Source organism: Rummeliibacillus sp. BSL5, from assembly GCF_052928305.1.
This window is the reverse complement of the sequence record NZ_JAVGCV010000006.1, coordinates 43,388-68,587: the sequence shown is the minus strand read 5'-3', so window position 1 is coordinate 68,587 and position 25,200 is coordinate 43,388. Positions and strand designations below refer to the sequence as shown.

Below are 25,200 nucleotides of genomic sequence, written 5' to 3'. Positions count from 1 at the left end.
AAGAAAAGGAAGGAATTCTATGCAAAACGGAACTAACAATCTATTGAGGTAATATTACCCAAAGTCTATAACTTTACTATTAAAAAAACGAACATTGTAGTCTGACTTCTATTACATGTTCGTATATTTTAGCCATCTTGTATTGACTTGGCCTATTTTCGTTGTTACAATAAGTCTGTTTGAATCAGGGTGCAATGAATGTGCCTGACGGAGGTGCTGATTATGACATCAGTTGTAGTAGTAGGAACACAATGGGGAGACGAAGGAAAAGGGAAAATTACCGACTTCTTATCGAAAGAAGCTGAAGCCATCGCCCGCTATTCTGGTGGTGATAATGCAGGCCATACAATCCAATTTGAAGGGGAAACATATAAATTGCATTTAATCCCTTCAGGCATTTTTTATAAAGAAAAAATGTCCATTATGGGGAATGGCATGGTAATCAACCCCAAATCACTTGTTGAAGAATTAAAAGGGCTACAAGAAAGAGGCGTAAGCACAGAGAATTTACGCATCTCTAATCGCGCTCACGTTATTCTGCCGTATCATATTTACCAAGATAAAGTAGATGAGGAAGCCCGCGGTGACCAAAAAATTGGAACAACCTGCAAAGGAATTGGCCCATGTTATATAGATAAGGTACAGCGAATTGGTATCCGTATCGCAGATCTACTAGATAAAAAAGTATTCGAAGAGAAGTTACGTACAAACTTAGAAATGAAAAACCGTCTTTTTGAAAAATTCTATGGTGTAGAACCTTTGAAATTTGAAGATATTTTTGAAGCGTTTTACCAATATGGTCAAGAAATTGCTCAGTATGTAACAGATACATCTAAGATTCTTAGCGATGTGCTAGAAGAGGGCAATAAGGTACTATTTGAGGGTGCGCAAGGCGTTATGCTGGATGTAGACCATGGCACATATCCATATGTCACTTCATCCAATCCAGTTGCTGGTGGCGTTGCAACAGGTGCTGGCGTAGGTCCGTCACAAGTAAACCGTGTGATCGGTGTAAGTAAAGCTTATACTTCACGCGTAGGAGATGGCCCGTTCCCAACTGAACTATTTGATGAAATTGGCCAACAAATTCGTGAAGTTGGACGAGAATATGGTACAACAACAGGCCGTCCACGCCGAGTAGGCTGGTTTGACTCCGTAGTTGTCCGCCATTCTCGCCGCGTATCAGGTATTACAGATTTAGCATTAAACTCAATCGATGTGTTAACTGGTCTTGAAACTGTAAAGATCTGTACAGCGTATGAATATAATGGTGAAATTATTACAGAATACCCTGCAACTCTTCACGCAATTGAAGGCTGCAAACCAATCTACGAAGAGCTTCCTGGATGGACAGAAGATGTCACAGGATGCAAAACGCTAGATGAATTACCTGAGAACGCAAGAAACTATGTAAAACGTGTAAGTGAGCTAACTGGTATCCGCATTGCAACATTCTCAGTGGGACCAGATCGTGATCAAACTAATGTACTGCTTAATGTGTGGGACGCGTAATTCTAACCCAATCATATAAAAGTCAAAAGGCAATCCCATCTTTTCGAGGGATTGCCTTTTATTAATGGATATCTTTCTTCTTAAAACGTCCTCCACGCACTTCAGCAATATTGCCAATTGCAAGAAAGGCATGTTCGTCAAGTTCGCTAACAATCGTTGTGAGCTTTGATTCTTCTAAACGCGTGATCACTGTAAATATTACTTTCTTCGTGTCTCCTGTATAAGCGCCCTCGCCATTTAGATAGGTAACGCCACGGCCCAAACGGTCAATAATTGCTTGCCCGATTTCATCGTATTCATCGCTGATAATATAGACAGCCTTCGATTCGTCGAGACCCTGAATGGTAATATCAATCATTTTGTAAGCAATAAAGTAAGCTAGCCCTGAATACATAGCTTGTTCCCATGTGAATACAAATCCGGCTACTGTGAAGATAATGAGGTTAAAGAACATGATGATTTCGCCTACGGAGAATGGGAGTTTTTTATTGAAAAGTATAGCTAATACCTCTGTACCATCAAGTGAACCGCCTGATCGAATGACAAGGCCGACTCCGATACCAAGGATAATTCCTCCGAAAACAGTGGATAGCAGCAAATCTTGGGTAACGGGTTTTACATGTTCCAAGAGAAGTGTTGCGACAGATAAAGTAGTAATACCGAGTGCAGTTGATAATGCGAATGTTTTCCCAATTTGCTTATAACCGAGGAAAATAAAAGGGATATTAAGGAGGAAAATAAATACGCCTAGTGGCAGATGAGTTAAATGGGAAATAATTATAGAAACGCCGACAATGCCTCCGTCTAAAATGTTGTTGGGAACGAGGAATAGGCTAAGTGCAATAGCAGTTATGCATGCACCAATGATGACCATAATAGTTCTTTGTGCCAGCCTCTTTTTAGACTGTGTTTTCTTCAGTTTATTTACTTCTACGCCCTTTGGCAAAACCGGCTGCTGTTTCTGTCGGTTTGCATCACTCATAAAATCTCTCCAATCTTTTTGTAGAATAATAGTTTAACAAGACTTACAAATAGCAAGATCCTTGGCGAAGAATTGGCTAATCGTAATTTTAAGCCATAGACCTATTCATCCGTAAAGCCCAATTAGTTCCACTAATAACCAAATGAGATAAATTATCATCCTTTTAGCAAAGCGTCACCCTATATCTCTATAATATCGGAAAATTCGGGTTTTAAGAAGTGAAAAGCATGGCTTTGTTAAAACTTTTAAAAAGAAATGCATATTATAGGAGAAATGTAGGGGATAAAATAAGCCCTTATGACCGTTCTAAATCTCAATGAAAATAGCTGAAGTATGGTAAAATTAAATAGGACATATAGTCGATGTGTCGATTCATAGCGAAATTATTCCCCAGGAAATGTCGAAGGGGGTTTTTAAAGATGCAACGCAAACTTAAGAATGGTAGAGTATTGATAGAATAGAAAAAGACCGGAGTAAGGAAGGGGAATATATATTGGATAAGACGATTTTAGTAGTGGACGATGAAAAGCCAATCGCAGATATATTGCAATTTAACTTAATTAAGGAAGGCTATAAAGTTGTCTGTGCATATGATGGAGATGAAGCATTAAAAAAGGTAGAGGAAATTAAACCTGATTTAATGCTTTTAGATATTATGTTGCCAAAAAGAGATGGTATGGAAGTATGTCGTGAAGTACGAAAAAAATATGACCTGCCAATTATTATGCTGACAGCGAAAGATTCAGAGATTGATAAGGTACTAGGTTTAGAGCTTGGTGCTGATGATTATGTGACTAAACCTTTTAGCACACGAGAATTGATTGCAAGAGTGAAAGCAAATATGCGTAGACACCAAACTGTGGCAGTAGCTGAAGAAGCAGTTGAAGAGAACAATGATATCGTAGTAGGATCGCTTGTCATTCAGCCAGATGCATACCTTGTATTAAAAAGAGATGAAGCAATTGAATTAACACACCGTGAGTTTGAGTTGCTTCATTACTTGGCTAAGCATATCGGACAAGTTATGACGCGCGAGCACTTACTACAAACTGTTTGGGGCTATGATTACTTTGGAGACGTCCGCACAGTAGATGTGACCATTCGTCGACTTCGTGAAAAAATTGAAGATAACCCGAGTCATCCAGCATGGATTGTCACTCGCCGAGGCGTTGGCTATTATTTAAGAAATCCTGAACAGGAGTAAAAGAACATGCAAAAGGTCCGTTTTTTTAAATCAGTCCAAGTTAAACTAGTACTGATTTATGTATTACTCATCCTTATTGCAATGCAAATTATAGGGCTTTATTTTGCAAAGGAATTGGAACAAAACTTAAAAAAGAGCTTTGAAACTTCAGTTACTGACCGTTTGACACTTGTTAACTTTAGCGTTAAAGAAGAATTGTTAAAGGAACGAACGGATAGTGATCCAACGCTTGAACAAAGCTTAAAAAGTATTGTAGATTTATCCTCCGATGATATTAAAGAAATTAGAGTTATAGATCCGCGTTACCGAATCCTTGCTTCCTCTGATAAGAGCAATCAGTCTATTGTCGGTCAACGAGAAATGGATTCACTTGTAAGGCAATCTATCACAACACAAACGCGCTATGCCAAAATTGCATTAGATGAAAAGACACGCAAAAGAATTTGGGTAGTGGCCACTCCAATCATGTCAAATGGAAAGGCTAATGGCAAAGAAATTGGAACCGTTTATGTAAAGGCAAACATTGAACGGATTTTTGAGCAAATGAATGATATTAACCAAATCCTTGCAGCCGGAACTGCATTAGCTTTAGCCATAACAATTGTGCTTGGAATTTTCATTGCCAGAACTATTACAAAGCCAATTTCCGATATGCGAAGACAAGCGCAAGCAATGGCCAGAGGAAATTTCTCAAGGAAGGTTAAAGTATATGGCAACGATGAAATAGGTCAATTAGCTATTGCCTTCAATCATTTGACCAATCGTCTTCAAGAAGCGCAGTCAACTACTGAAGGTGAGAGAAGAAAGCTTGCCTCCATCCTTACGAATATGACGGATGGCGTTATTGCGACTGATCGGAAAGGGAAAATTATATTAATCAACTCACCAGCTGAAAAACTGTTAAATAGCGGTCATAATGAGTTAATGGGAAGACCATTGGTTTCCGTATTAGGTTTGGAGAAACAATATACATTTGAGGATTTAATCCACATGAAGGATGCAATCAACCTTGATTTTAGTTTCTCAGAGCGTCCATATATTTGGCGTGCTAATTTCTCTGTAATACAGAAGGAAACTGGCTTTGTGAACGGTTTGATTACAGTTCTGCATGATATTACAGAACAAGAAAAGATTGATATGGAACGGCGCGAGTTTGTGTCTAATGTATCTCATGAATTGCGTACGCCACTTACAACGATGCGAAGTTACTTAGAAGCATTGACAGAAGGAGCTTGGCAAAATAAAGAGATTGCCCCGCACTTTTTGCATGTCACACAAACTGAGACGGAGCGGATGATTCGTCTGGTAACAGACTTATTGCAGCTTTCCCATATGGATAGCAGAGAATATGAGATTAACGCTGACATTGTGGACTTTAATCGATTCTTCAACAGCATTATTGACCGTTTTGAAATGGCAAAATCGAAGAACGTTGAATTTATACGATTATTGCCTTCTGTTTCATACTATGTAGAAATCGATACAGATAAGATTACTCAAGTTATTGATAATATTATCTCCAATGCATTGAAATATTCGCCCGATGGCGGCAATATTCGCTTTGGCATGAAAGCAAATGACGGTATTTTAACTGTCATGATTTCAGATGATGGAATGGGTATTCCGAAAGATAATGTTGACCGTATCTTTGACCGTTTTTATCGTGTAGATAGGGCACGGGCACGATCTATGGGTGGAACAGGGCTTGGCCTTGCTATTTCTCGGGAAATGATTGTAGCGCATGGCGGGAAAATATGGGCAGAGAGTGAAGAGGGAGTAGGTACAACCATTTTCTTCACATTGCCATATGAAGAGGATGAGGCAGGTGAGTGGGATTGAAATATATCGAGCAGATTAAATCACTTTTACTCTTCGTCTTAGTCTTTTTAAGCATTACGTTGACGTTTTCCATTTGGACATACAAACCAGACTATGACCCACTTGAAAAACAAAAACCGCCGCTGAATGTTTCTTTTGAAAAGAAACAACAGCTGGCTGATGTCGTTAAACCATATCGTATGGTCTTCCACGAGAAGGATACGTGGCGCGGCACAGATCGGTATGAAGAAATGAAAAACATGCTAAATCGAATGCATCGTTGGCGTATCTCTAATATGACTTTAGTAAGCAAAAATGCGAATGCCTATAAGGTGAATCAATTAATGAGAGATGCAGATAACTTCACGCTATTTTTCCCTGCTGAAGTGCCCTATGCCATCTTCCAAAATATTTTGCCGACCGTCGATGAACAGCCTAAAAATCTTTCATTTAATAAAATGATTTTAGATTGGGAGCGCATAGACGACTCAGATGAACTTATTGTTTTCTTCGCCAATACTGCTAATGGTCAGCTTTACAAAGCAAAGGTACATGTAGATAGCCAAGATGACTTTTATAAATATATTATAGACAAATCTCATTCTTTTGAACGTTATATTGCGTACGCAAGGGAAAGAGGAAATACACTGTATTTACCTGCACAAGAGGAGAAGGTTATGCAGTATACGTATTTAAGCTCTTCTTCCTCTATTGATAAGTTTAAAAATGCATTATTTACAATGCCTAAAAGAGTTAAAAGCAGTATTGATGATACAAACTTTAAAGAGAATTATACGGATGGCGTTTCCATGATGACGGTTAATACAAGTAAAAAAACATTGGATTACGTTGATGCCAATGCTGTAGACAACTTAGAAAAGACAAATAAATCTAGCCTTATCTTGAATACATTCAATTTTATTAATGAACATGGTGGATGGACAGGCGATTTCCGCTATGAAGATGTTGATACTTCAAACAACAAAATTATGTATCAGCTATATGTGAAAGACTATATGGTATATACTGACGCATCTGTCACCTCTACAGCGATTGAGACTGTATGGGGAGAAACACGGATTGCTCGTTATATACGTCCTTATTACAAGCTTGTCTCTGTCCCTGAAAACGAAACCGTTATGATAGAGAGTGGCGAAAGAGCCATTGAGGAAATAAGCAAACAAGATGGTGTCGATATAAATGATGTGGAAGAAATAAGGCCGGGTTATTATTTATCTACGAATGAACGCCCAAATGTCTTTATACTCAAGCCTACTTGGTTTTACTTTATCAATGGCAAGTGGAAGTCTCTACCTCTAGTGCCGAGTGCAGGAGGTGAGCAAGTTGGATTGGAATAAAGCCAAAACCATCTTTATCATTGTATTTTCTATTTTAAATATATTTTTGTACTATATGTACGTAAATCGTTATAATGAAGCGCAAAGTGTTCCTGTTATTGGCGATACAGATTTTTCTACACGCTTAAAAGATGAAAACATAACGATTAAAAACAAGCCTGCTGCAACGATTAACGTCTCCTATATTTCAGGCAAAATTAAGAAGTTTAATATGTTGGAGCTTGCCCAATTGAAAAATCAAAAGCTCCATATCGGTAATAATGACACAGAAATTGTATCAAAGATTACCAAGCCGATGCCTTTGACAAGTTTATCAGCTAATAATATAACACAATTTGTTGAGAAGAATGTTTATAAAGGAAGATCGTATAGGCTTTGGAAGATAGACAAGTTGAACAAAGTAGCAACATTCTTCCAAGTTTCAGATAATCGAACGATTTATTACAATCAGAATGCAGCTGTAAAAGTACATTGGAATGACGCAAATGAAATCACAAACTATGAACAGAGGATGTTTGATTCACTGAAAAGCTTTGGCGAAAAAGGAACGTTGATTGAACCAGAAAAAGCTATTAAAGCTATTCTAAACAAAGGCTATTTAATGCCGAACTCTACAATTACAAAAATAGAGCTTGGCTATTCAACACTTGTACCTTTAACGCAAATCCAAGTGCTGGCACCAACATGGTATATCCATGTAGAATTGCCAAAGGATAAAAAAGGGATTAAGAATGAAGTGGATTACTTTGTAAACGCGGATGGGACAATCGTAGATATCGAACATAACGCCAAAGAAAGGGAATTACAGCAACAGTAAGGAGTTTTAGCCATGCAGTTTAGTGTGTTAGCTAGTGGCAGTACTGGCAACTCCATCTTTGTAGAGAGCGGCGAACATTCATTAATCGTCGATGCTGGGTTGACTGGCAAAAAGATGGAACAGCTTTTTGAAAAAGTAGGCCGTGATATAAAAAGTTTAAACGGGATATTGGTTACACATGAGCATTCTGACCATATTAAAGGTGTGGGTGTGCTGGCAAGAAAATATCAAATCCCTGTATTTGCAAATGAAAAAACATGGAAGGCAATGGATGGGCTAGTTGGCACAATTCCAACAGACCTTCGTTTTCAATTTGATATGGAAACGGTCAAAACCTTTGGCTCATTAAATGTTGAGTCCTTCGCTGTTTCACATGATGCAAGTGATCCTATGTTTTATTGCTTCCATGATGGTCAAAGAAAGCTAGTGGTCATCACAGATACAGGCTATGTTAGCGATCGGATGAAAGGCATTATAAGAAGTGCTGATTCATTTGTTTTTGAAAGCAACCATGATGTTGGCATGCTGCAGATGGGACGATATCCTTGGTCCGTCAAACGCCGAATTTTGAGCGACTTAGGGCACGTTAGCAATGAGGATGCAGCTGTTGCAATGAGTGAAGTGATAGATCAGAAGCCAACGCGCATCTATTTATCACACTTAAGTAAAGACAATAATATGAAAGATTTAGCACGTATGAGCGTTTCTCAAACATTGCAATCATGTGGCATTATGCCTGGTGAATTCGTCCAATTGTATGATACGGATGCGAATGAACCAACAGAACTGGTCACAGTCTAAATATATAGAAATCCCCCTTTATGAAATGGCTCTGTCCGTTATATTGATAACGAACGAGATTAGAGTCAGTTTAATAAAAGGGGATTTTTTTATGCCGAAATGGGGAAGTTAAGATTAGGAAAACTTTGAGGTGATTTTAAACTTGTTTTCATCTTATTTTAATGTTGGTCAGATATTGTATTACTAACGAAGCAGATAATTGAAGAAAGGGTGAAATATATGGGATATTACGATCAAGATGAAACAAAAACACGTAGAAAAGATGGCAGCAAGGCAGGCTATTTTTTGAGCGGAATTATCGGTGTCATTGTAGGAGCACTTCTTGTATGGCTCTTATTGCCGTCCATGGTGGATTACCTGCCGAATAATAATAGTGCGAGAGTATCGAGCAGCGGCAGTTCCACAGCCAATAAAACATCCACTCCACAGGTGTCTACAGAGGTTTCCACGAATGTAACAGATACTGTTGCAAAAACAAAGGATGCAGTCGTGGGCATTACAAATATTCAACAGACGCAAACTGACTTATGGGGCGACTTACCATTCCAAGATGGTGGCGGCATCACTGGAGGTAATGACAAAAACGATCAGGATTCCAGTGAGCCAGTTGGTAGTGGTTCTGGTGTCATTTATAAAAAAGTAGGTAACAAAGCATATATCGTCACCAATAACCATGTTGTTGAAGGAGCTAAAACGTTAGAAGTTACATTTTCAGACGGCTCTAAAGAACAAGCTAAGCTAGTCGGTACAGATATATGGACAGATTTAGCAGTTATTTCTATCTCAAGTAAAAAGGTAAAAACGGTGGCTACTTTTGGCGACTCTGATAAATTAAAACAAGGTGAAACTGCGATTGCTATTGGTAACCCTCTAGGATTAGACTTCTATGGTTCTGTTACAACTGGCGTTATCTCAGGAACTGATCGTACTGTGCCAGTGGATTTAAATGAAGACGGTACGGAGGATTGGCAAGAAGAAGTATTGCAAACAGATGCAGCAATCAACCCAGGGAATAGTGGCGGTGCATTAATCAATTTGGCTGGCCAAGTCATTGGCATTAACTCAATGAAGATTTCTGAATCTGCTGTAGAAGGATTAGGTTTTGCCATACCAATTAATTCAGCTATTCCTGTAATAGACGAATTGCAACAAACGGGGAAAGTAGTAAGACCTTCAATGGGCGTATCATTAATCGATTTAACAGATGTACCAGCTTACCACCAAAGCCAAACATTAAAATTGCCTCCTGAAGTAACAGCTGGTATCGTTGTTAGCCAAGTTGTAAAAAATTCTTCAGCTGAAAAAGCAGGTATTCAAAAATATGATGTCATAGTCGAAATGGATGGAGAGAAAGTAGACAATTCTATCGACCTCCGTAAGATTCTTTACAACAAGAAACATGTTGGAGATCACATCAAATTGAAAGTGTATCGTGATGGCAAGTTGGTTCAAAAAACATTAACATTAGAAGACAGCTCAAAACTAAAACAATAATTTAGTTTGTGGATAAGTAATGGAAAAGAATTAAATTATAAACAAGCGAGCAAGGAAAGAAAATCCCCTTCTTTCCAGCTCGCTTTTTGTTTGATACAATGAGTTGTGGATAAAAAAAGGTAAATTGTGCATAACTCTGTGGAAATCTAAAAGCAAGAAAGGAATAAATATTTTGACAATATATAGCTGTGAAACCCATATAGGACATGCTTTAGACATGTTTGTTGCAACTGAAAAAAAGATACCGTTAATGGAAAATATCAATGAGGAAGAAAAGTTATCCACAAAGTGCGAGTACTGTGAAGAGCGTGCAACATATATTGTGGCGAACAAATGAACGCCCACAATATATTGAAATGAATTGTGGATATGTGTATAACTTTTGGGGATAAGTTGTTTGTAAATAAAAAAGGTAGGTGGATAACTTGTGGGTATAACAATTATTAGTGTCGGTAAATTGAAGGAAAAGTATTTAAAAATGGGCATTGAGGAGTATGTCAAACGCCTAAATGGTTATACAAAAATGGAAATTGTCGAAGTTCCTGACGAAAAAGCGCCTGAACAATTGAGTGATGCTGAAATGGAAATCGTCAAAAAGAAGGAAGGAGAAAGGATCCTCGCTAAACTAACCCCTGATCACTATGTTATCGCCCTTGCTATCAACGGCAAGACGCGCAGCTCCGAAGAACTCTCAAAAGATATCGAAAGTCTCATGACATATGGCCAAAGCAAAATCGCTTTCGTTATTGGTGGCTCGCTTGGGCTTCATGATGATGTGTTAAGTAGAGCTAACGATAAACTCTCCTTTGGAAAAATGACTTTGCCACATCAGCTAATGAAGCTAGTATTAGTGGAGCAAGTATATCGAAGCTTCCGGATTATGAAGGGTGAACCGTACCATAAGTAAGCACATAGTTATCATTTTGTGAAGCGTCAAAGTACAATTGAATGTCCTTGACGCTTCTTTCAGTAGGTGAGTCCCCTGCATTAACAGTAATTTTATTAATGACAGAATGTAACAAATCCTTTTGTTTTTCGGGTGGGATGTTTGGAAGTATATTTGAAAAAGTGCTTAGTATATTTTGTAGTTGCTTAAATGAAATTTCTTTAATAGTAGGCTTGCTTAACTCATACTCTAAATGTTTCTTTTGCTCTAATAGGGCTTTTTTATCTTTATCAAGGTCTGTAAGTCGGTCTAATACTGATTCTGGCGGAGTAGGCACTTTTTCTATAATCGCAAGGTATTTGTTAATCTTTTTATCGGTCTGGTTGTATGGTTCTTCCACATAGCTAAGTCTATCCCTAATAGGCTGTTTTAAATGTGCTATTTTCTCGTTCACTTTATCAACAATAAAGTTTAGTATATTTGGCTCAGTAGTAACTTCTTTTATTCTATTAAAGACAAATAGCTCAACTTCATCGGCTCTTATCAAATTAGAGTTACAAACGGCACTTCCTTTATAATGGAAATTTCCATAATAACGTATGTATTCTTTACTACTTTTGCTTTTTTTGGCTTTATGTCCAATCATTCCTTGACCACACTTTGGACAACGAAGTAAGGTAGTAAGGGGAAAATGCCCTGTGAATGTCTTGGAAGGTTTGCTAGACTTTTGTTTAAAAATTTTTTGAGTTTTTCTCCATAGTACAATGCTGATAATCGGCTCGTGTTTACCTTCTATAAGAATAACATTTTCACTTTTGCCTGTCCTTCTCTTTTCGCTCCAATTTTCAACTTGGTTAAAACGAATGAAACCGGCATATAAAGGGTTCATGATGATCGTTCTTATAGAGTTAATGGAAAAACTCGCCCCACGCTTAGTTTTATATCCTTCATGATTTAATTGATTTGCTATCGCTTTGAAACCCTTACCGCTAACATACATATCAAAAGTATATTTTACAGTAGTAGCCTCGCTTTCATTTATAATTAAATTCTTGTTCTTAGAAGAGTAGCCTAGTACACTACCTCCGTTCCATTTTCCTTCCTTTGCTCTTTGAGTCATTCCCATTTTTACATTTTCTACGATTGTATTTCTTTCTAGCTCAGCAAAAGTTCCCATCATTTGAAGCATAGCTATTTCCATAGAGGTTGAAGCATTAACATTGTCGCTATAACTAAACAGACCAACATCATGTTTCTTTAAATGCTCAATAATGTTAAGAAAATCAATTTGCCTACGGGACAGTCTAGAAACTTTCCAAATCATAACCATATCAAATTTTTTGTTCGTGACATCAAAAGAGCCGCAAAATGTAATAGAACAAGCTAAGGGTTTGTTAAGACTCGAAATAAGACCAGCGGCTTATCAGTTGAAAAATTATTCATCTGGAAGTAAAGCAAATGAATTAATAACTAAAGATTTTTTTAATAATGCAATTGAAAAATTTAAGATAAATGACTTCCTTAAAAGCCTAAATAAAATGGAAGACAATGAATTATTCATGATGTTAAATGTAATGAAAGTAGCGGACATTGAAAAAATATTAGCTTTTAAAATCTTAGAAGGAAAAATTGGTGAAAGAACACTTCTAGAAAAAGGCTATTACAAGGAGGGGACGTTTAGAAAAGAACTAGTTGAGGAATATAATGAGAACACAAAGACCAACATTATCCAAAAGCAACTTTACATATCGTTGGACTAATTGAAATACATAAAAGAAAGATTTTATAAATTATGGTCTACAACATAAAAATGGTGACATAGCCCCGCACCCTTTATTAAAAATATATCACGTATGAATATAAGGTTTTTCCTCTCTAATAACATGATTCTGCGTATAAAATATAAAGCTGACATACGGGTCCTTTTCACCAATTAAAGCAATACAAAATGTTGATCTAATATAAGCACTAACAACCCTGCAATCTAAATTAAATTTCAAACAAAGGTTTTTTATAAATCCTCTTATTACAGGAGCTTTTCTGTTTTATTAATGTATCAAAAACGAATGTTTATGAGACTTGTTAAGCAGTACCAAAAATCAAAGTATTAACAATAAATATATGTATCAAAACCCGTATCAAAAACAATGTCTCAATATTTATTGAAAAATACGTTTTTGATACAACCGAATTAATGAAATAAATTTAAGGAGTGATGTTATAAAATGAGAATCGGATATGCAAGAGTAAGCACTTTAGAACAATCATTAGACCTGCAATTAGACGCATTAGAGAAGGCAGGATGTGAAAAGATTTATCAAGAAAAAATAAGCGGAATGAAAGATGACAGACCTGAGCTTCAAAAATTAATCGGCTATGCTAGAAAAGGTGATGTATTAGTTATTTATAAACTTGATCATTCTACAAAGAGATTAATTGAGTTATCGGAAGAACTTCAGAAACGTGGAATTGAATTAGTAAGCATTAGTGACAGCATAGACACTACTACAGCAGTCGGGAAGGCAATGTTTAAGATGTTGGCTGTCTTAGCTGAAATGGAACGTGACCTGATTTCAGAACGTACTAGAGCTGGACTAGAGAGTGCGAGAGCAAGAGGAAGAACAGGGGGAAGGCCAAAAAAGGACAACAAACAAATCGAGAAGGCAATTAAGCTATATAGAACGAAGGAATATACAGTAAAAGAGATAGGAGAGATAACCAATATTTCGAAAGCGACTCTATACAGAGAGATAAAAAAACAAATTAATATATAAAAGGTAGGCTTAAAGACCTTGGAAAAACAACGGTATTAATAATGAAAGAACTTGAATGCGGAAAATTAATATAGTAAACATAAACTAACACTTGTTTTTAACAAGTGTTTTTTTGAAACTAATAAAAATCATGGTATATAATCAAAAAACAGCGGGTTTTTATAAAAACTAGGTGATAACACAAGGTTATGCGGAAAATTTTTAAGGCCTGAAAAACATTGAAATTTGGCTAAAATGATAAAAATAAAGGGAAAAAGGAGGATAATTTTCAAAATAAGCGAAAAAAATGTAGTATTTACGATTTTAGTAGGTGTATACTTAAAAAAAGCAGGAGGGGAAGGAAGAAACGGGAATGGATTTATCAATTTTAACAGGTGGAACTAAGAAAAACTTTATAACCTTGAGCGGAATTAAAAGAGAACAATTTAACCAAGATGTGATAACAATCCAGTGTACAGTTAATGATATTCTGAAATTTCTGGAAGTCGATATAAGGGTACAACGGGAACTTGATGAAAATAAAGTAGCAAGCATAGGGCAATACATTCAATATGGCCTTGATGGCAATGATGTATATTTTTCCCCACTAATTTTTTCAGCAAGAGGACAAGGGGAATACGATGAAGAGAGATATGAATACAATTTAAGTATGGATGAAAGGTTATTCATATTAGATGGACAACATAGAATAAGAGCTTTTGAATATTTAAAAAGACGAATGGAAGTAAGTAATCAAAACGGAGAAGCGTATCAAATGCTCTTAAATTTCCCTATGACGATACAAATTTTTGCGAATTTAAGCTTAGAACAAGAAAGACAGTTGTTTACAGATATAAATACTAAGTCATCCCAGGTTAATAATACATTGTTAATAATGTATAAAAAGGATGATTTGTTTGGAGACTTAGTTCGAGAAGTAGTAGACAGTTTACCTCTAGATTTAATTGAGTGTAGAGCAAAAACAACGAGAACAAAGTTAATGACAGCATCAACCTTATATTCAGTGGCTAAAGTTATAAATGACGGGGTTTACAGTCGCCAATCAAGATCAGGAATCAACAAACAGAATTACGAGATGTACAAACAAAAAACTGAAAATTTCATAAAGCTTTTACGACAGTATGCTCCAATTGATGCTGGCAATCGGGATAAATACATTATTATGAGTTCCAATATTACAGTTGCTATTGCTAAGTTTGTTTATGAAGTGGATAAAAAATACCCAGATGAACAAATGGAAGGGTTATTTAAAGATGTGGTAGCAAAGGTAGACTGGACACATAAAAACGAAGAGTTTAAGGAGCTTTCTGCAAAATATAATAAGAGAACAAGGAAATATAATTTTGGTTCTACAGGAAGAACGATAAGAGACTTTTCTGAGTTCTTAATGAAAAAATATGAGGAGTTAAGGGGCTGATCTTATGTCTAATGTAATAGCAAGAGGAAGTATAAGCACCTTGATTAATAAAAAAGATAAAGGGATAATGTCAACCCAACTAACTATAAAGGACATTCTCAATATTTATTCAACAGATAAAGAAGTCAACAGGGATTTAGGCTATCATAGGATACCCAAGTTAGTAAAATATCTGGAGACAATGGAGAGCCCTATAGGAATTTTCCTTCCGTCTATTGTTTTATCTTTTAGGGGAGATCCAACGAAATATTATAATCCGGAAACTTCCTCTTTGCTAATTCCGAATGGTATTAAATTGACTGTCATAGATGGACAACACAGAATCAAGGGAATAGATCAATTCATAAATAAAAGTAGTATTGACAATGAGCTGAAAGAAAAACTGTTGAATAGTAATTTAACCGTTCAGATATACTTTGGCTTGTCAAAAGAGGACGAGAGAAAACTTTTTACAGATATAAATACTAATGCCAAAAGAGTGTCAAGGTCTTTGGTTGCTAATTTTGACACAAGGGATATTTATAATTTACTAGTAAGGGAACTTTATCATAGTTCTGACGCTCTGCAAACGGTTAAAGTAGAATTTAACAAAAGCCGTATTGTTAGACCAAATAATACTACGTTTATTACAAGTGTTAGGCTGAAAAAGTTTATCAATTTAATTATTTTTGGTAAGGAATCCCCTAGTCGAAAGAATGAAAAACAAATTAAAGAACAATATGATGAAATATTTTCATTTTTAAACAAACTGTTTAGTGTTTTGTTTTCAACACTTCCCGCTAATCCGGGGGATGTATTGAAAAGTGTTTTAGGGCATGAGCCTATGCAAAACGCTATTGCTTTATATATAAACGAGTCTGTAATCATTGAAAATGATAATGAAATAAAATGGTTAGAAACATGGGAGGATGAAATTGAACAATTGGGCTTAATCAATTGGTCAGTGAAAAATAGAGATTGGTCGCCATATATGATGACCGGGAGAAAGAATACCGAGTATCAATACCAAACTTTTATTGAAACAACAACTTTAGACCTTAAAGCCATTATACAAAGAAAGTTGACTTAAAAAAGCAAGGTTAAAATTAGACACAAGGTTTCTGCCTCTGTGTCTAATTTTAATTTAAAAACATTCTTAAATCGATATAAATATTTCAATCTCCACATTTACGTAAATAATGGTAAATATAGTATATTTTCCTCTGAGAAAAAATCGCTATTGCTTCGATAAGTGACGATATAGTGATACACTAACTGGTAGATATGTGAAGTTTTATGCTATTGGTGCAGATAACCGTTCAAATACTATTTATGTGTATAAAATAAACAGTAATGACAAATTTTTTATATAGCGGAAGCTTATAAAGAGAATCTGTAGCCAGAACTATTTAATAATATTAGAAATTGAGACAATTAAATGAATTTAAAAATTTATATAACAAAATGACACAATATTCGTTCGTATACTAAAGATCATTTTTTTAAATACAAATTCTGAAGTTTAGGAAGGGGAGTTTATCTTGTTCAAAAATCTAATATACTTTGATACAAACAAAGTAGCCGAATATAAAGCGATACTAGAAGGCGAAAAACGTGTGGCTATAAAAAATGTTAAAGTAAGCTCGGCTAAATCTATAAGTGCTAAAATCTCAATAGTTTCAGGAGGAATAAATGGAAACAACGAAATGGAAGGGGAAATACTAGAGAACCTAATAATCGATTGTAATGAATTTGAAGAGTTACTTGAGAATAAAGGTAAAGATAATTACTTTGACTTTTTAGAGAATGAATATGATTCTGAAACAATACCTAAAACATCGATTATCCGGTTCGAAGGAAAATTTAGGATTCCTTCAGAATTTGATATGATGGATTTAATCAACCAATTCAAACCTATGTTGACCTCAAGTATGAATTTGCAAAACGCTCAAGAAGAAGAAATATTCAATAAGATTTTTGCTAAGGAAAGTACCAAAATTCCAGCTTTTCTTGATTGTGATAGCTTTGAAAAAAGAGTAGGCTTCGCGAAACTCAATTCAAAAAATCTGCGTTATGAATTAGAAGAGTTGGAAGACATTGAGGATGATGAAGTAACTATGATAGCAAAAGTATTATCTCGAAAAGACGTAGTAGACAAGCCTATTATTGTATTTGATACCCTGAAGGATTTATTTTCTCTAAATCGAGGGATTAGAAGGCAAATGGGTGAACAGGAAATTGAGGGTATGCAAAGTATTAAAAGTAATGAAAATATTATAGTGCTAGAAGTTTTAGCGATTTATCAGTAGTACTTTAGTATAGTCTCATTTTAATACCGTATGGTGAACAAGACTATAGATAAGAAAGAATGGTTTTTTAAAATCCTCTAGCCAAATGCTAGTAAGTAAGACCACTCCATCGAAGTGGTCTTTTCAATTAAATTGAAATATAAATATTGTGTTCAAATTTGACTATGTTATTGTATGGTATTCGGTGAACCCTATCACAAGTAAGTGCGGTTTTTGAATTACATAGAACAGGCTACGAATTAAAGTAGGCTGTTCTTTTATTTATTGACATGGAGTTAACTCCATCTTTTAAAGTGAGTATATTAAAAGAATGGAGTGATGTAAATGGCTAGTGTGACGTATATATTGAGTGGATTATATGCTTTTTTAATGGCAGTAGCAGGCATCAAACAATGGAAAGAAGAAGGATATCATATACGAGCCTTATTATTCATTATTGTATCAACAGGAATAATTCTAACCTTATTTATACCAAATAAAGACTTGCTGTTTCTATTACTAATTATCTCATTTGTTTTTCTACACATATTGACGATTATACAAGGGATAGTAACAAATGGCCGAATTAAGTACAGCCATCATATCAGTCGTTTTATTTTCCATAGTATAATTATTCTAATGGTTTATAAATTTATAAAGTAGTAGGTGGTAGTGGTGAAAATTGGAGAATTTGCAGAGCGTACTGGTATTAGTAAAGATACTATTCGATACTATGAGAAGATAGGTTTATTACATCCAGAAATTATAAATAAATATCGTGAATATAACAATAATGACGTCATTCTAATTGAAACAATCATTAAACTGAAACAAACGGGATTTTCACTATTGGAAGTTAAAATGCTTTTTGATTGGTCGAAAAATACGGATCATAATAAAAAATTAACACAAGAAGAAATTCAAAACGTCCTTCAAATAAAAGAGATATTTCAAAATAAATATAAACAAATAGTACAAACGGAAAATAACATTAAACAAATAAAACGTGTACTACTAAACGCAGATCATAAAATTGAACAACTATTAGAAAGAAATAAGGGTTAGAGTTTTTAACTTTTATTAAAGTTTGCAGTAAAACTGCATTTAAACTTATTACGGAGAACCATATCATAAGTAAATAAATGAGGTTCTTAAGAGTAGAGATGACCTTATGCATATCAATCATCCTTAGTGCTGCTTTCTTTGAAAGTGGCACTAAGGATTTAATTCTAATGAGGTTGTCCCTTTGGTTTGGCTTAATTCAATGATAACTCTACTTTAATTTAATATTCCGTACTTTTTACCATTCTTTTGGTTCATAGTTTAATTCTCTAAATAATTGAGTTCGCTCTTTCTTGGATAAATCTCTCCATTGTCCAGGTGGGAGGTTACCTAAATGAATATTCATGATTCGAGTTCTTTGTAATCGGTACACTTCGTATCCTAATTCAGCACACATGCGGCGGATTTGACGATTTAGTCCCTGTGTCAAAATGATTTGAAAATCAAATTTTGATAATTGAACGACTTCACAAGGAAGTGTTTTGGTACCTAATATTTTGACTCCCTCTGACATCTTCTTCAAGAATTCAGGAGTAATTGGCTTGTCTACAGAAACGATATACTCCTTTTCATGCTTATTTTCAGAACGCAGAATTTCGTTAACAATGTCGCCGTCGTTCGTAAGAAGAATTAAGCCCTCGGAATCTTTATCCAAGCGTCCAATATTAAATATTCTTAATGGGTGATTGACCAAATCAACAATATTCCCTTTTACACCTTTTTCGGTTGTACTCGTAATGCCTACAGGTTTATTTAGGGCAATATAGACATTATTCCTTGCTACAAAGATTGGATTTCCATCTACTTGGACGTCATCCCCAGCTTCAACTTGGCTACCTATGGTTGCACGTTTACCATTAATCGTAACTCTTCCATCAGTAATTAATTTATCTGCACCTCGTCTAGATGCTTTTCCAGCTTCACTTATATATTTATTAATACGCATGTTGGCACATCCTTAATCAGGGATTGTTTTATTAAATACTAACTATACTTTATTTTAAGGCTGAATCACATACTATTATTCAGATATAAGGGACAAAAGTTTGTAGGCAATTGAAATATATGTTGCCATCATAGGTGTATTTTCGTTTGTATTTATAAGGAAAGTAGAGAAGGGTACTCTTTGTAGGGCTTAGAGGGACCTTCCATAAAAAAAAGTGGGGATCAGGCCCCCACTGTTAGCATAACCAGCATATAAACCGAAGATAGGATAGTTATGAGTGCAATCATTATTTTTAAACGGTTGATAGGGACCTTATTGGCAAGACGAGTACCCGTAATAATCCCTATAACGGTTCCAATTAAACTAGCGATAATTAGCATGGAGGTGGTTTGCATATTGGCATGGGCAAAGTAGCCGAAGATGGATGGAATAGCAATGAACACAGAATTTAAAAGACTTACCCCTACGGCCACCCGAATATTGACTCCGAGGCTAACTAGTAATGGTACTAATAAAATGGGACCACCTGCCCCTGTTAATGCACAAATGGTTGCTGTTAGAAATCCAAGAAGGATAACGATTAATGAATGATTCAATAGTATTGATCGATTTACTTTAGTATCATCCTTGTTTTTCTTGAGCATAGATAGCCCAGCTAGCAGGATAAAGATATAGAGAAGAAGCTTTGCTAGGAAATCAGAAATGAGTACATTGATTTGAACTCCCAAAAACGCACCTGGAAGACTGCCGAGACTTAAAAACAGCGCTAGTTTTAAATCCATGTTTTTTGATTTCCAATAAGAATAGGCCCCAATTATACCCGAAACAGCAAAGGATAAGAAACTTAGTGCAAGAGAATCATGCACAGGTATATCTAAAAAGCCTACGTAAATTAAAGGGAGAAGAAATCCTGCAATTCCGGACATCCCTAATAAAACGCCAATAATTAAATTGGAACATGCGACAATACTAAAAAGAAATAAATTTGTAAACATTTATCAGACCTCAATTATTCCTAACTCATGAATTAGAGTAGGGTTATATGTTTGCTCGAATAGAAAGTTCCTTCATTGCAAGCTTACTTTCATATTTTATTTTTTCCTCATCCAATGTAAGTACTTCCCTGTTTTTCATTAATATTTTGCCATCGACAATACAATCGGTTATATCATTACTGTTAACAGATTCGATTAGGGTATTTAGCAAGTTATGTGTCGGAGAAATATGCGGCTGGTCAATGTTAATTAAAATCATATCCGCTTTTTTACCAACCTCTAATGTCCCTAGCTGATGCTCTCGTAACATGGCTTTAGCGCCACCTAATGTCGACATTTCTAAGATGTTCTTTGAAGGCATGACCACTGGATCAAAAATAGGAACTCCCAAAAAAGCTCGCATTAATGATTTAAACACTTTCATCTGGTCAAATAAACTCAATCCAGAGTGACCAGCTCCATCTGTTCCAAAACCAACACTTATATCTTTTTGCAGTAGGCTAGGTGTCTTAGGAATTCCCTTGCCTGAATTACTAATGGGACAGTGAACGACCTTACTATTATAAGTTTTAATAATATCCATTTCATTTTCAGAAAGTAGAATACTATGTGCACCTAGGAAATTTTGATCCAAGACACCTATAGACTCAAGATATTCAAACGGACGCATTTTGAAGTTCTCCAAGCAATAACTAATTTCATTTGGATATTCATTCATATGGGATTGTACACCAGTGGAACATTCCTTTGCGGCTGCAAAAACCTCCTGAATTAAATCAGGTGTACAAGTAATGATAGATCTTAGTGAAAACCATACATCTAATCTCCCGTTACCTGTTCCATGAAATTGGTTATACAATTGCCGATTGTCACTAATATTTTTCTCTATACTAGACTTCATTATATCAGGAATATCCTTGCCGGAATCCATGGTGGAACAGGTAATAGCCCCTCGTAGACCAGATTCCACAATAGATTCTGCTACCTTATGCATATGTCTTCCACCTGCATCAATAAAGGCTGTTGTTCCAGACTTGATCATTTCAAGACAGCTTAACTGTGAGCTTATGTATACATCTTTTTCTTGCAGGTTGCTTTCAAATGGAACCATTATGCGTGTCCAGATCATAGGGTATTCATCTGCAATTCTTCCACGTAGAAGCTGCTGACATGAATGGGTATGTGCATCTATTAATCCGGGCATCAGTAATTTTCCATTTCCAAATAGTGTTTCTTTCGATTTATAGGATTTTGATAAGGGGATATTATCACCAATATCTATGATGTTATTGTTTTTTATAACAAGACATTGGTTCTTTAGTACGTTTAAATCGGGGGTTAATATAGAACAATTTGTAATCATTAAATCAGCGTTATACTCTCTATTTTCCATAACAATTCTCCTTAGATGGCTTTAGGAAACAGGATGGCAGTCGCCTTCCTACCTCATCTGTATTTAGAATGAATCTAACGTATCAGTTAAGTTTAAGAACACTTGAGCAAAAATGGCTTGTATAAGAAATGTGCCGGTAAAAACTAAGATCGCTACGATGACCATTTTCCAACTTTGACTGATAAAAGATTTAAAGTTAAGACCAATTCCGGCAAGGGTCCCAACAATTGTTATTGGAGCCATAAAGGATATTTTGGCTGTGTAATCAATGATTGGTTGGGAGATGGGGGAAATAGGACTTGCAACAAGTAATCCTGTAAGAATTACATAAACAATAGCCGGTATTCTTAAAGGAATTAATTTTCCTAAAAATATCCCAATAAAAGCTATTGCTGATAAAATCATTACACCTGGAATGGATTCTGCAATGGACATATGATTTCCAATTAGGTTAGCCACAAGGGTTGTAATAACGGAAGTGAATAAAAGAGAAATAGTCCAATCGCGCATATTCATTGTCATATTAACTACCAACCTTCATATTTTTTGTTTCTCGTGTATGTTTTGGGCTGATTCTTGGTTCAAGCCAGTAATACATTTTCCTTGTAAGAGGAAGTGAAATGAATAAAGTGAAGTAAATTCCAACAATTGCAGCCAACATATCACTTGCACCTGCTAGCATTACAATCTGATCAGCATATTCTGGATAGATGGTTGCCAGTGTGCTAGAAGCAGCCGCCATCATTACACCACTCCCGACACCACTGGCCATAGCTAGCGCTAAGGGATGGAAAATGTTCATGGATGCTACCAAACTTGCCAAAAAACCGATATAAATTGTACCGATTAAAAAACCGATGATGTAAATAGAAAGGGCGCCCCTTGCTTCTGGTGAATTGGCTCCATATAGATGACAAATCAGTCCATAATCCTTATCACGGCATGTAGAGCTAGTTGCACCGATGGCTTCTTTCTTAATCCCTAATAATATTGCGACTGGTAAGGCTAGAAAAATCGTTCCGACATGTCCAAGCTCCTGGAAAGCTAATCCTGGACCTACATCAACTAGTTTTGGAAGATTCGCACCGGCTAGTACCCCTACTTTTGCCATAAAAGGAGTAATGGCCACGAGAACAAGTGATGAGGCATTTTTTGATTCCTTTTCTTTAAAAAATCGAAAAATATCAGGTCCAAGTAAGACACTTATCACAATCGCAAAAAGCATTGGATATATGATAATTAAAGCAGACCCTATTTGAAGCTTTTTTAGCCCAATTAGTTCAGCAACGAGAACGATGACTAGAGCAGCCAGGTATAAACGATAATTCTCCTTGATTATTTTTCCTATTGATTGATAGTGTTCTTTGTTTTTCATTCTCTTTTTCCTCTCCTGTTGATTTTCTCTTTTTAGAATAGTTTCGTATAAATATGAGTGAAAAAAGAAAAACTCTAGTTAAATTAACTAGAGTTTGACATACAGAAAAAACAAAAAACGAGAAATAGCCTGAATAATGAATGGTTTGATCAGTGCTGATAACGTGCCGTTTTCTGTCATTCCTCATAGTCAAACTATTTACGGTAGTTTGGTAGAGACTTTTGGACCTTATTTCCAAGTTTATACGAAGAATCAAAAAGCGAATATTAAATTATGTATATTGGATATTTGTTCGTGTATTTAACAATTTATATCATTTTTTTTAGAATGTCAAATTTTTTTAAGAAGTTTTTCGACATAAGAGGACATTTTTTTTGATTGAAATGTGCATAGTCATAACAACAATAAGTATATGTATATCTGTTATTGTGCTAAATTAAAATAAAAACATTTTTAAAGAGGTACATAACCGTGAATTCGGATTTGACAGCTAATATAACTCTAGTTTGTACATCAAGCGTGCTAAATTTGTATTTATGCATATACGTTTTCGTTAAGCGATTTAATTATACGAAAATCGCCAATCTATTTATTCTTTATACGGCGTTTACATCTGTTTATTGTATTGCTTCCGCATTTGGGTTATTGTCTACAAATCTTGAACAAGTACAATTTTGGACTATCATTCAATATATAGGGATGCCATTTTCACCGCCTTTAGGGTTACTATTTATCATGCAGTATTTAGGGATGAAGATAACTAAAAAAGGTTGTGTAGCGCTTCTTCTTATACCTTTTATTAGCTTGATCCTGGTTGCTACGAATAATTTCCATCACCTGTATTATAGAGTGTTTGAAATTGATCCAGCTTTGGGCGCTCCTTATGTACATTTGGAATTAGGTATATGGTATATGATCCAAGGCGTTTTCACATTTGCCAGCATGTTTGTGGCCTTTCTTCTAGTACTCTCTCGTTGGAAAGAAACAGCTAGGGCTTACCGTTTGCAATTAATCGCATTAATGTGCGGTCAATTAGTGCCTATAATCACAGCTTTTATATATTTAATAGGGGTGACTCCTCCAGGAATTGACCCTGTACCAATGGTTTTATGGCTTTCTTCACTCTTATATTTATGGTCTATTAGCTCATCACGTATGTTTACGATTATGCCTGTTGCTAAAGATGTGATATTTAATAGTATTAATGATGGTGTTATCGTATTGGATGAATCTAACCGATTAATCGAGTTTAACCAAGCATGTCAGAGCATGTTTCCGAAATTGCATAAATCAATGTTTGGAATGGACTTTGCTAAAGTATGGCTTGAATTGTCAGGAAATGCATTCCCTTTTGATTTGAAGAAGACTGCATTTAACCAAGAACTACAGCTTAGAGCAGCAAATCATTCAGAGAATACTTATCAAGTTCGTATGTCACCACTACAGCATGCTAATACTAATAAAGGTCTGTTAATTATATTCACTGATATTACAGATCTAAAAAGATTGCAGGTTCAACTGGAATATCAAGCTTTTTATGATGAACTTACACAAATTTATAACCGACGTGCATTCTTTCAGAAGTGTAATCAAGAGTTTACAGAGTTAAAGCATACTTCATTGGCCTTCTCGGTAATTTTGATGGATATTGATTATTTTAAAAGAGTTAATGATACGTACGGGCATTTTGTTGGGGATCAGTTGCTTCAGCATGTAGTAAATATGTGTCGAGCTCAGTTGAACAAAGGGGAACTCTTTGCTCGATATGGCGGCGAGGAATTTGTTCTTGCATTAAAGGGATATACGGTGTTAGAAGCCGAAGTATTAGCTAATCAGATACGCAGCCATGTAGAAACAAACCCACTCATCACAAATGGTGGAATTATTTCTGTTACTCTAAGTCTTGGTGTAGCTGAAGCCACGAAAGAGAAAGAGGAGACACTTTATCAGCTTCTGAATAAAGCTGATAAAGCATTATATTCGGCCAAACAAGAAGGACGTAACCAAGTGTACATTTATACAGCGGAAAGTAATGTATAGTATACTTTGTACAAAAGATTATACCAGCTATACGAGTATCGCTACACATGTTTACCTTG

Annotated in this window: 24 protein-coding genes and 1 riboswitch; of the genes, 17 read left to right on the top strand and 7 right to left on the bottom strand. The window is 35.6% G+C overall.

Annotated elements, in window-relative coordinates; all coding sequences use genetic code 11:
• The first annotated feature begins 222 nt into the window (after positions 1 to 222).
• The gene (locus RCJ93_RS14455) at positions 223 to 1,512 is read left to right on the top strand and encodes an adenylosuccinate synthase (protein ID WP_066791158.1); all 1,290 of its coding nucleotides are present in this window, start codon (positions 223 to 225) and stop codon (positions 1,510 to 1,512) included.
• Positions 1,513 to 1,573: 61 nt separating this feature from the next.
• Here the strand turns inward: RCJ93_RS14455 and RCJ93_RS14450 are convergent, their stop codons facing one another.
• Complete coding sequence (locus tag RCJ93_RS14450) at positions 1,574 to 2,494, bottom strand: YitT family protein (RefSeq protein WP_446739367.1); 921 nt, start codon at positions 2,492 to 2,494, stop codon at positions 1,574 to 1,576.
• Positions 2,495 to 2,987: 493 nt separating this feature from the next.
• Between RCJ93_RS14450 and yycF the strand changes: the two genes are divergently transcribed.
• The 8 genes from yycF to rlmH all read left to right on the top strand — a co-directional run bounded on the left by yycF (position 2,988) and on the right by rlmH (position 10,893).
• On the top strand, positions 2,988 to 3,698 hold the full coding sequence (gene yycF, locus RCJ93_RS14445) for a response regulator YycF (RefSeq protein WP_066791156.1): 711 nt from the start codon (positions 2,988 to 2,990) through the stop codon (positions 3,696 to 3,698).
• A 6-nt stretch (positions 3,699 to 3,704) separates the two neighbouring features.
• On the top strand, positions 3,705 to 5,537 hold the full coding sequence (gene walK / locus RCJ93_RS14440; protein ID WP_150285306.1) for a cell wall metabolism sensor histidine kinase WalK: 1,833 nt from the start codon (positions 3,705 to 3,707) through the stop codon (positions 5,535 to 5,537).
• On the top strand, positions 5,528 to 6,874 hold the full coding sequence (locus RCJ93_RS14435) for a YycH family regulatory protein (RefSeq protein WP_446739366.1): 1,347 nt from the start codon (positions 5,528 to 5,530) through the stop codon (positions 6,872 to 6,874). The genes walK and RCJ93_RS14435 overlap by 10 nt, the downstream gene beginning before the upstream one ends.
• Positions 6,861 to 7,691 carry a two-component system regulatory protein YycI gene (locus RCJ93_RS14430; protein WP_147197594.1) on the top strand — a complete coding sequence of 277 codons (831 nt, stop codon included), beginning with the start codon at positions 6,861 to 6,863 and terminating at the stop codon, positions 7,689 to 7,691. Before RCJ93_RS14435 ends, RCJ93_RS14430 begins: the two co-directional genes overlap by 14 nt.
• A gap of 12 nt (positions 7,692 to 7,703) precedes the next feature.
• On the top strand, positions 7,704 to 8,492 hold the full coding sequence (locus tag RCJ93_RS14425) for an MBL fold metallo-hydrolase (RefSeq protein WP_147197592.1): 789 nt from the start codon (positions 7,704 to 7,706) through the stop codon (positions 8,490 to 8,492).
• Between the two features lie 219 nt (positions 8,493 to 8,711).
• Complete coding sequence (locus tag RCJ93_RS14420) at positions 8,712 to 9,986, top strand: S1C family serine protease (RefSeq protein WP_446739365.1); 1,275 nt, start codon at positions 8,712 to 8,714, stop codon at positions 9,984 to 9,986.
• Between the two features lie 172 nt (positions 9,987 to 10,158).
• Positions 10,159 to 10,323 (top strand): CxxH/CxxC protein, encoded by a 165-nt coding sequence (locus RCJ93_RS14415; RefSeq protein WP_392997058.1) that lies wholly within the window; start codon positions 10,159 to 10,161, stop codon positions 10,321 to 10,323.
• Positions 10,324 to 10,413: 90 nt separating this feature from the next.
• The gene (gene rlmH / locus RCJ93_RS14410) at positions 10,414 to 10,893 is read left to right on the top strand and encodes a 23S rRNA (pseudouridine(1915)-N(3))-methyltransferase RlmH (RefSeq protein ID WP_446739364.1); all 480 of its coding nucleotides are present in this window, start codon (positions 10,414 to 10,416) and stop codon (positions 10,891 to 10,893) included.
• On the opposite strand, the gene RCJ93_RS14405 is transcribed toward rlmH, so the two are convergent.
• Positions 10,865 to 12,196, bottom strand: coding sequence for a recombinase family protein (locus tag RCJ93_RS14405; protein ID WP_446739363.1), 1,332 nt, complete (start codon positions 12,194 to 12,196; stop codon positions 10,865 to 10,867). The two genes, rlmH and RCJ93_RS14405, sit on opposite strands and share 29 nt — an antisense overlap.
• A 22-nt stretch (positions 12,197 to 12,218) precedes the next feature.
• On the opposite strand from RCJ93_RS14405, the gene RCJ93_RS14400 reads away from it, so the two are divergent.
• From RCJ93_RS14400 to RCJ93_RS14370, 7 genes are all read left to right on the top strand, one after another.
• Positions 12,219 to 12,632, top strand: a complete 414-nt coding sequence (locus tag RCJ93_RS14400) for a hypothetical protein (protein WP_446739362.1) — start codon at positions 12,219 to 12,221, stop codon at positions 12,630 to 12,632.
• A gap of 465 nt (positions 12,633 to 13,097) precedes the next feature.
• The gene (locus tag RCJ93_RS14395) at positions 13,098 to 13,646 is read left to right on the top strand and encodes a recombinase family protein (RefSeq protein ID WP_446739361.1); all 549 of its coding nucleotides are present in this window, start codon (positions 13,098 to 13,100) and stop codon (positions 13,644 to 13,646) included.
• 352 nt (positions 13,647 to 13,998) lie between these two features.
• Positions 13,999 to 15,063, top strand: coding sequence for a DNA sulfur modification protein DndB (locus RCJ93_RS14390; RefSeq protein ID WP_446739360.1), 1,065 nt, complete (start codon positions 13,999 to 14,001; stop codon positions 15,061 to 15,063).
• A 4-nt stretch (positions 15,064 to 15,067) separates the two neighbouring features.
• Positions 15,068 to 16,132, top strand: coding sequence for a DNA sulfur modification protein DndB (locus RCJ93_RS14385; protein WP_446739359.1), 1,065 nt, complete (start codon positions 15,068 to 15,070; stop codon positions 16,130 to 16,132).
• A gap of 451 nt (positions 16,133 to 16,583) precedes the next feature.
• Positions 16,584 to 17,351: a DUF6414 family protein gene (locus tag RCJ93_RS14380; protein ID WP_446739358.1), complete on the top strand. Its 768-nt coding sequence runs from the start codon at positions 16,584 to 16,586 to the stop codon at positions 17,349 to 17,351.
• Positions 17,352 to 17,675: 324 nt separating this feature from the next.
• Positions 17,676 to 17,993 carry a hypothetical protein gene (locus RCJ93_RS14375; RefSeq protein WP_446739357.1) on the top strand — a complete coding sequence of 106 codons (318 nt, stop codon included), beginning with the start codon at positions 17,676 to 17,678 and terminating at the stop codon, positions 17,991 to 17,993.
• A 12-nt stretch (positions 17,994 to 18,005) separates the two neighbouring features.
• On the top strand, positions 18,006 to 18,395 hold the full coding sequence (locus RCJ93_RS14370) for a MerR family transcriptional regulator (protein ID WP_446739356.1): 390 nt from the start codon (positions 18,006 to 18,008) through the stop codon (positions 18,393 to 18,395).
• A 235-nt stretch (positions 18,396 to 18,630) separates the two neighbouring features.
• Here RCJ93_RS14370 and rluF read toward each other — a convergent pair whose 3' ends face one another.
• The 5 genes from rluF to RCJ93_RS14345 form a co-directional block, all read right to left on the bottom strand.
• Positions 18,631 to 19,338, bottom strand: a complete 708-nt coding sequence (gene rluF, locus RCJ93_RS14365) for a 23S rRNA pseudouridine(2604) synthase RluF (RefSeq protein WP_066791138.1) — start codon at positions 19,336 to 19,338, stop codon at positions 18,631 to 18,633.
• A gap of 221 nt (positions 19,339 to 19,559) precedes the next feature.
• Positions 19,560 to 20,333, bottom strand: coding sequence for a sulfite exporter TauE/SafE family protein (locus RCJ93_RS14360; protein ID WP_446739355.1), 774 nt, complete (start codon positions 20,331 to 20,333; stop codon positions 19,560 to 19,562).
• Positions 20,334 to 20,376: 43 nt separating this feature from the next.
• Positions 20,377 to 21,726 carry an amidohydrolase family protein gene (locus tag RCJ93_RS14355; protein ID WP_446739354.1) on the bottom strand — a complete coding sequence of 450 codons (1,350 nt, stop codon included), beginning with the start codon at positions 21,724 to 21,726 and terminating at the stop codon, positions 20,377 to 20,379.
• Between the two features lie 63 nt (positions 21,727 to 21,789).
• Positions 21,790 to 22,248 (bottom strand): hypothetical protein, encoded by a 459-nt coding sequence (locus RCJ93_RS14350; RefSeq protein ID WP_066791133.1) that lies wholly within the window; start codon positions 22,246 to 22,248, stop codon positions 21,790 to 21,792.
• Position 22,249: 1 nt separating this feature from the next.
• Positions 22,250 to 23,101 carry a DUF3100 domain-containing protein gene (locus tag RCJ93_RS14345; protein WP_446739353.1) on the bottom strand — a complete coding sequence of 284 codons (852 nt, stop codon included), beginning with the start codon at positions 23,099 to 23,101 and terminating at the stop codon, positions 22,250 to 22,252.
• 166 nt (positions 23,102 to 23,267) lie between these two features.
• Positions 23,268 to 23,369, bottom strand: a riboswitch (purine riboswitch).
• Positions 23,370 to 23,572: 203 nt separating this feature from the next.
• On the opposite strand from RCJ93_RS14345, the gene RCJ93_RS14340 reads away from it, so the two are divergent.
• Positions 23,573 to 25,141, top strand: coding sequence for a sensor domain-containing diguanylate cyclase (locus RCJ93_RS14340; RefSeq protein WP_150285317.1), 1,569 nt, complete (start codon positions 23,573 to 23,575; stop codon positions 25,139 to 25,141).
• The last annotated feature ends 59 nt before the right edge of the window (positions 25,142 to 25,200 follow it).

What these genes read in the sequence shown, in the direction of transcription:
- RCJ93_RS14455 (WP_066791158.1), top strand. Translation starts at nt 223, where the DNA reads ATGACATCAGTTGTAGTAGTAGGAACACAATGGGGAGACGAAGGAAAA.
- RCJ93_RS14450 (WP_446739367.1), bottom strand. Translation starts at nt 2,494, where the DNA reads ATGAGTGATGCAAACCGACAGAAACAGCAGCCGGTTTTGCCAAAGGGC.
- walK (WP_150285306.1), top strand. Translation starts at nt 3,705, where the DNA reads ATGCAAAAGGTCCGTTTTTTTAAATCAGTCCAAGTTAAACTAGTACTG.
- RCJ93_RS14425 (WP_147197592.1), top strand. Translation starts at nt 7,704, where the DNA reads ATGCAGTTTAGTGTGTTAGCTAGTGGCAGTACTGGCAACTCCATCTTT.
- RCJ93_RS14420 (WP_446739365.1), top strand. Translation starts at nt 8,712, where the DNA reads ATGGGATATTACGATCAAGATGAAACAAAAACACGTAGAAAAGATGGC.
- RCJ93_RS14405 (WP_446739363.1), bottom strand. Translation starts at nt 12,196, where the DNA reads ATGATTTGGAAAGTTTCTAGACTGTCCCGTAGGCAAATTGATTTTCTT.
- RCJ93_RS14395 (WP_446739361.1), top strand. Translation starts at nt 13,098, where the DNA reads ATGAGAATCGGATATGCAAGAGTAAGCACTTTAGAACAATCATTAGAC.
- RCJ93_RS14390 (WP_446739360.1), top strand. Translation starts at nt 13,999, where the DNA reads ATGGATTTATCAATTTTAACAGGTGGAACTAAGAAAAACTTTATAACC.
- RCJ93_RS14385 (WP_446739359.1), top strand. Translation starts at nt 15,068, where the DNA reads ATGTCTAATGTAATAGCAAGAGGAAGTATAAGCACCTTGATTAATAAA.
- RCJ93_RS14375 (WP_446739357.1), top strand. Translation starts at nt 17,676, where the DNA reads ATGGCTAGTGTGACGTATATATTGAGTGGATTATATGCTTTTTTAATG.
- rluF (WP_066791138.1), bottom strand. Translation starts at nt 19,338, where the DNA reads ATGCGTATTAATAAATATATAAGTGAAGCTGGAAAAGCATCTAGACGA.
- RCJ93_RS14360 (WP_446739355.1), bottom strand. Translation starts at nt 20,333, where the DNA reads ATGTTTACAAATTTATTTCTTTTTAGTATTGTCGCATGTTCCAATTTA.
- RCJ93_RS14355 (WP_446739354.1), bottom strand. Translation starts at nt 21,726, where the DNA reads ATGGAAAATAGAGAGTATAACGCTGATTTAATGATTACAAATTGTTCT.
- RCJ93_RS14350 (WP_066791133.1), bottom strand. Translation starts at nt 22,248, where the DNA reads ATGACAATGAATATGCGCGATTGGACTATTTCTCTTTTATTCACTTCC.
- RCJ93_RS14345 (WP_446739353.1), bottom strand. Translation starts at nt 23,101, where the DNA reads ATGAAAAACAAAGAACACTATCAATCAATAGGAAAAATAATCAAGGAG.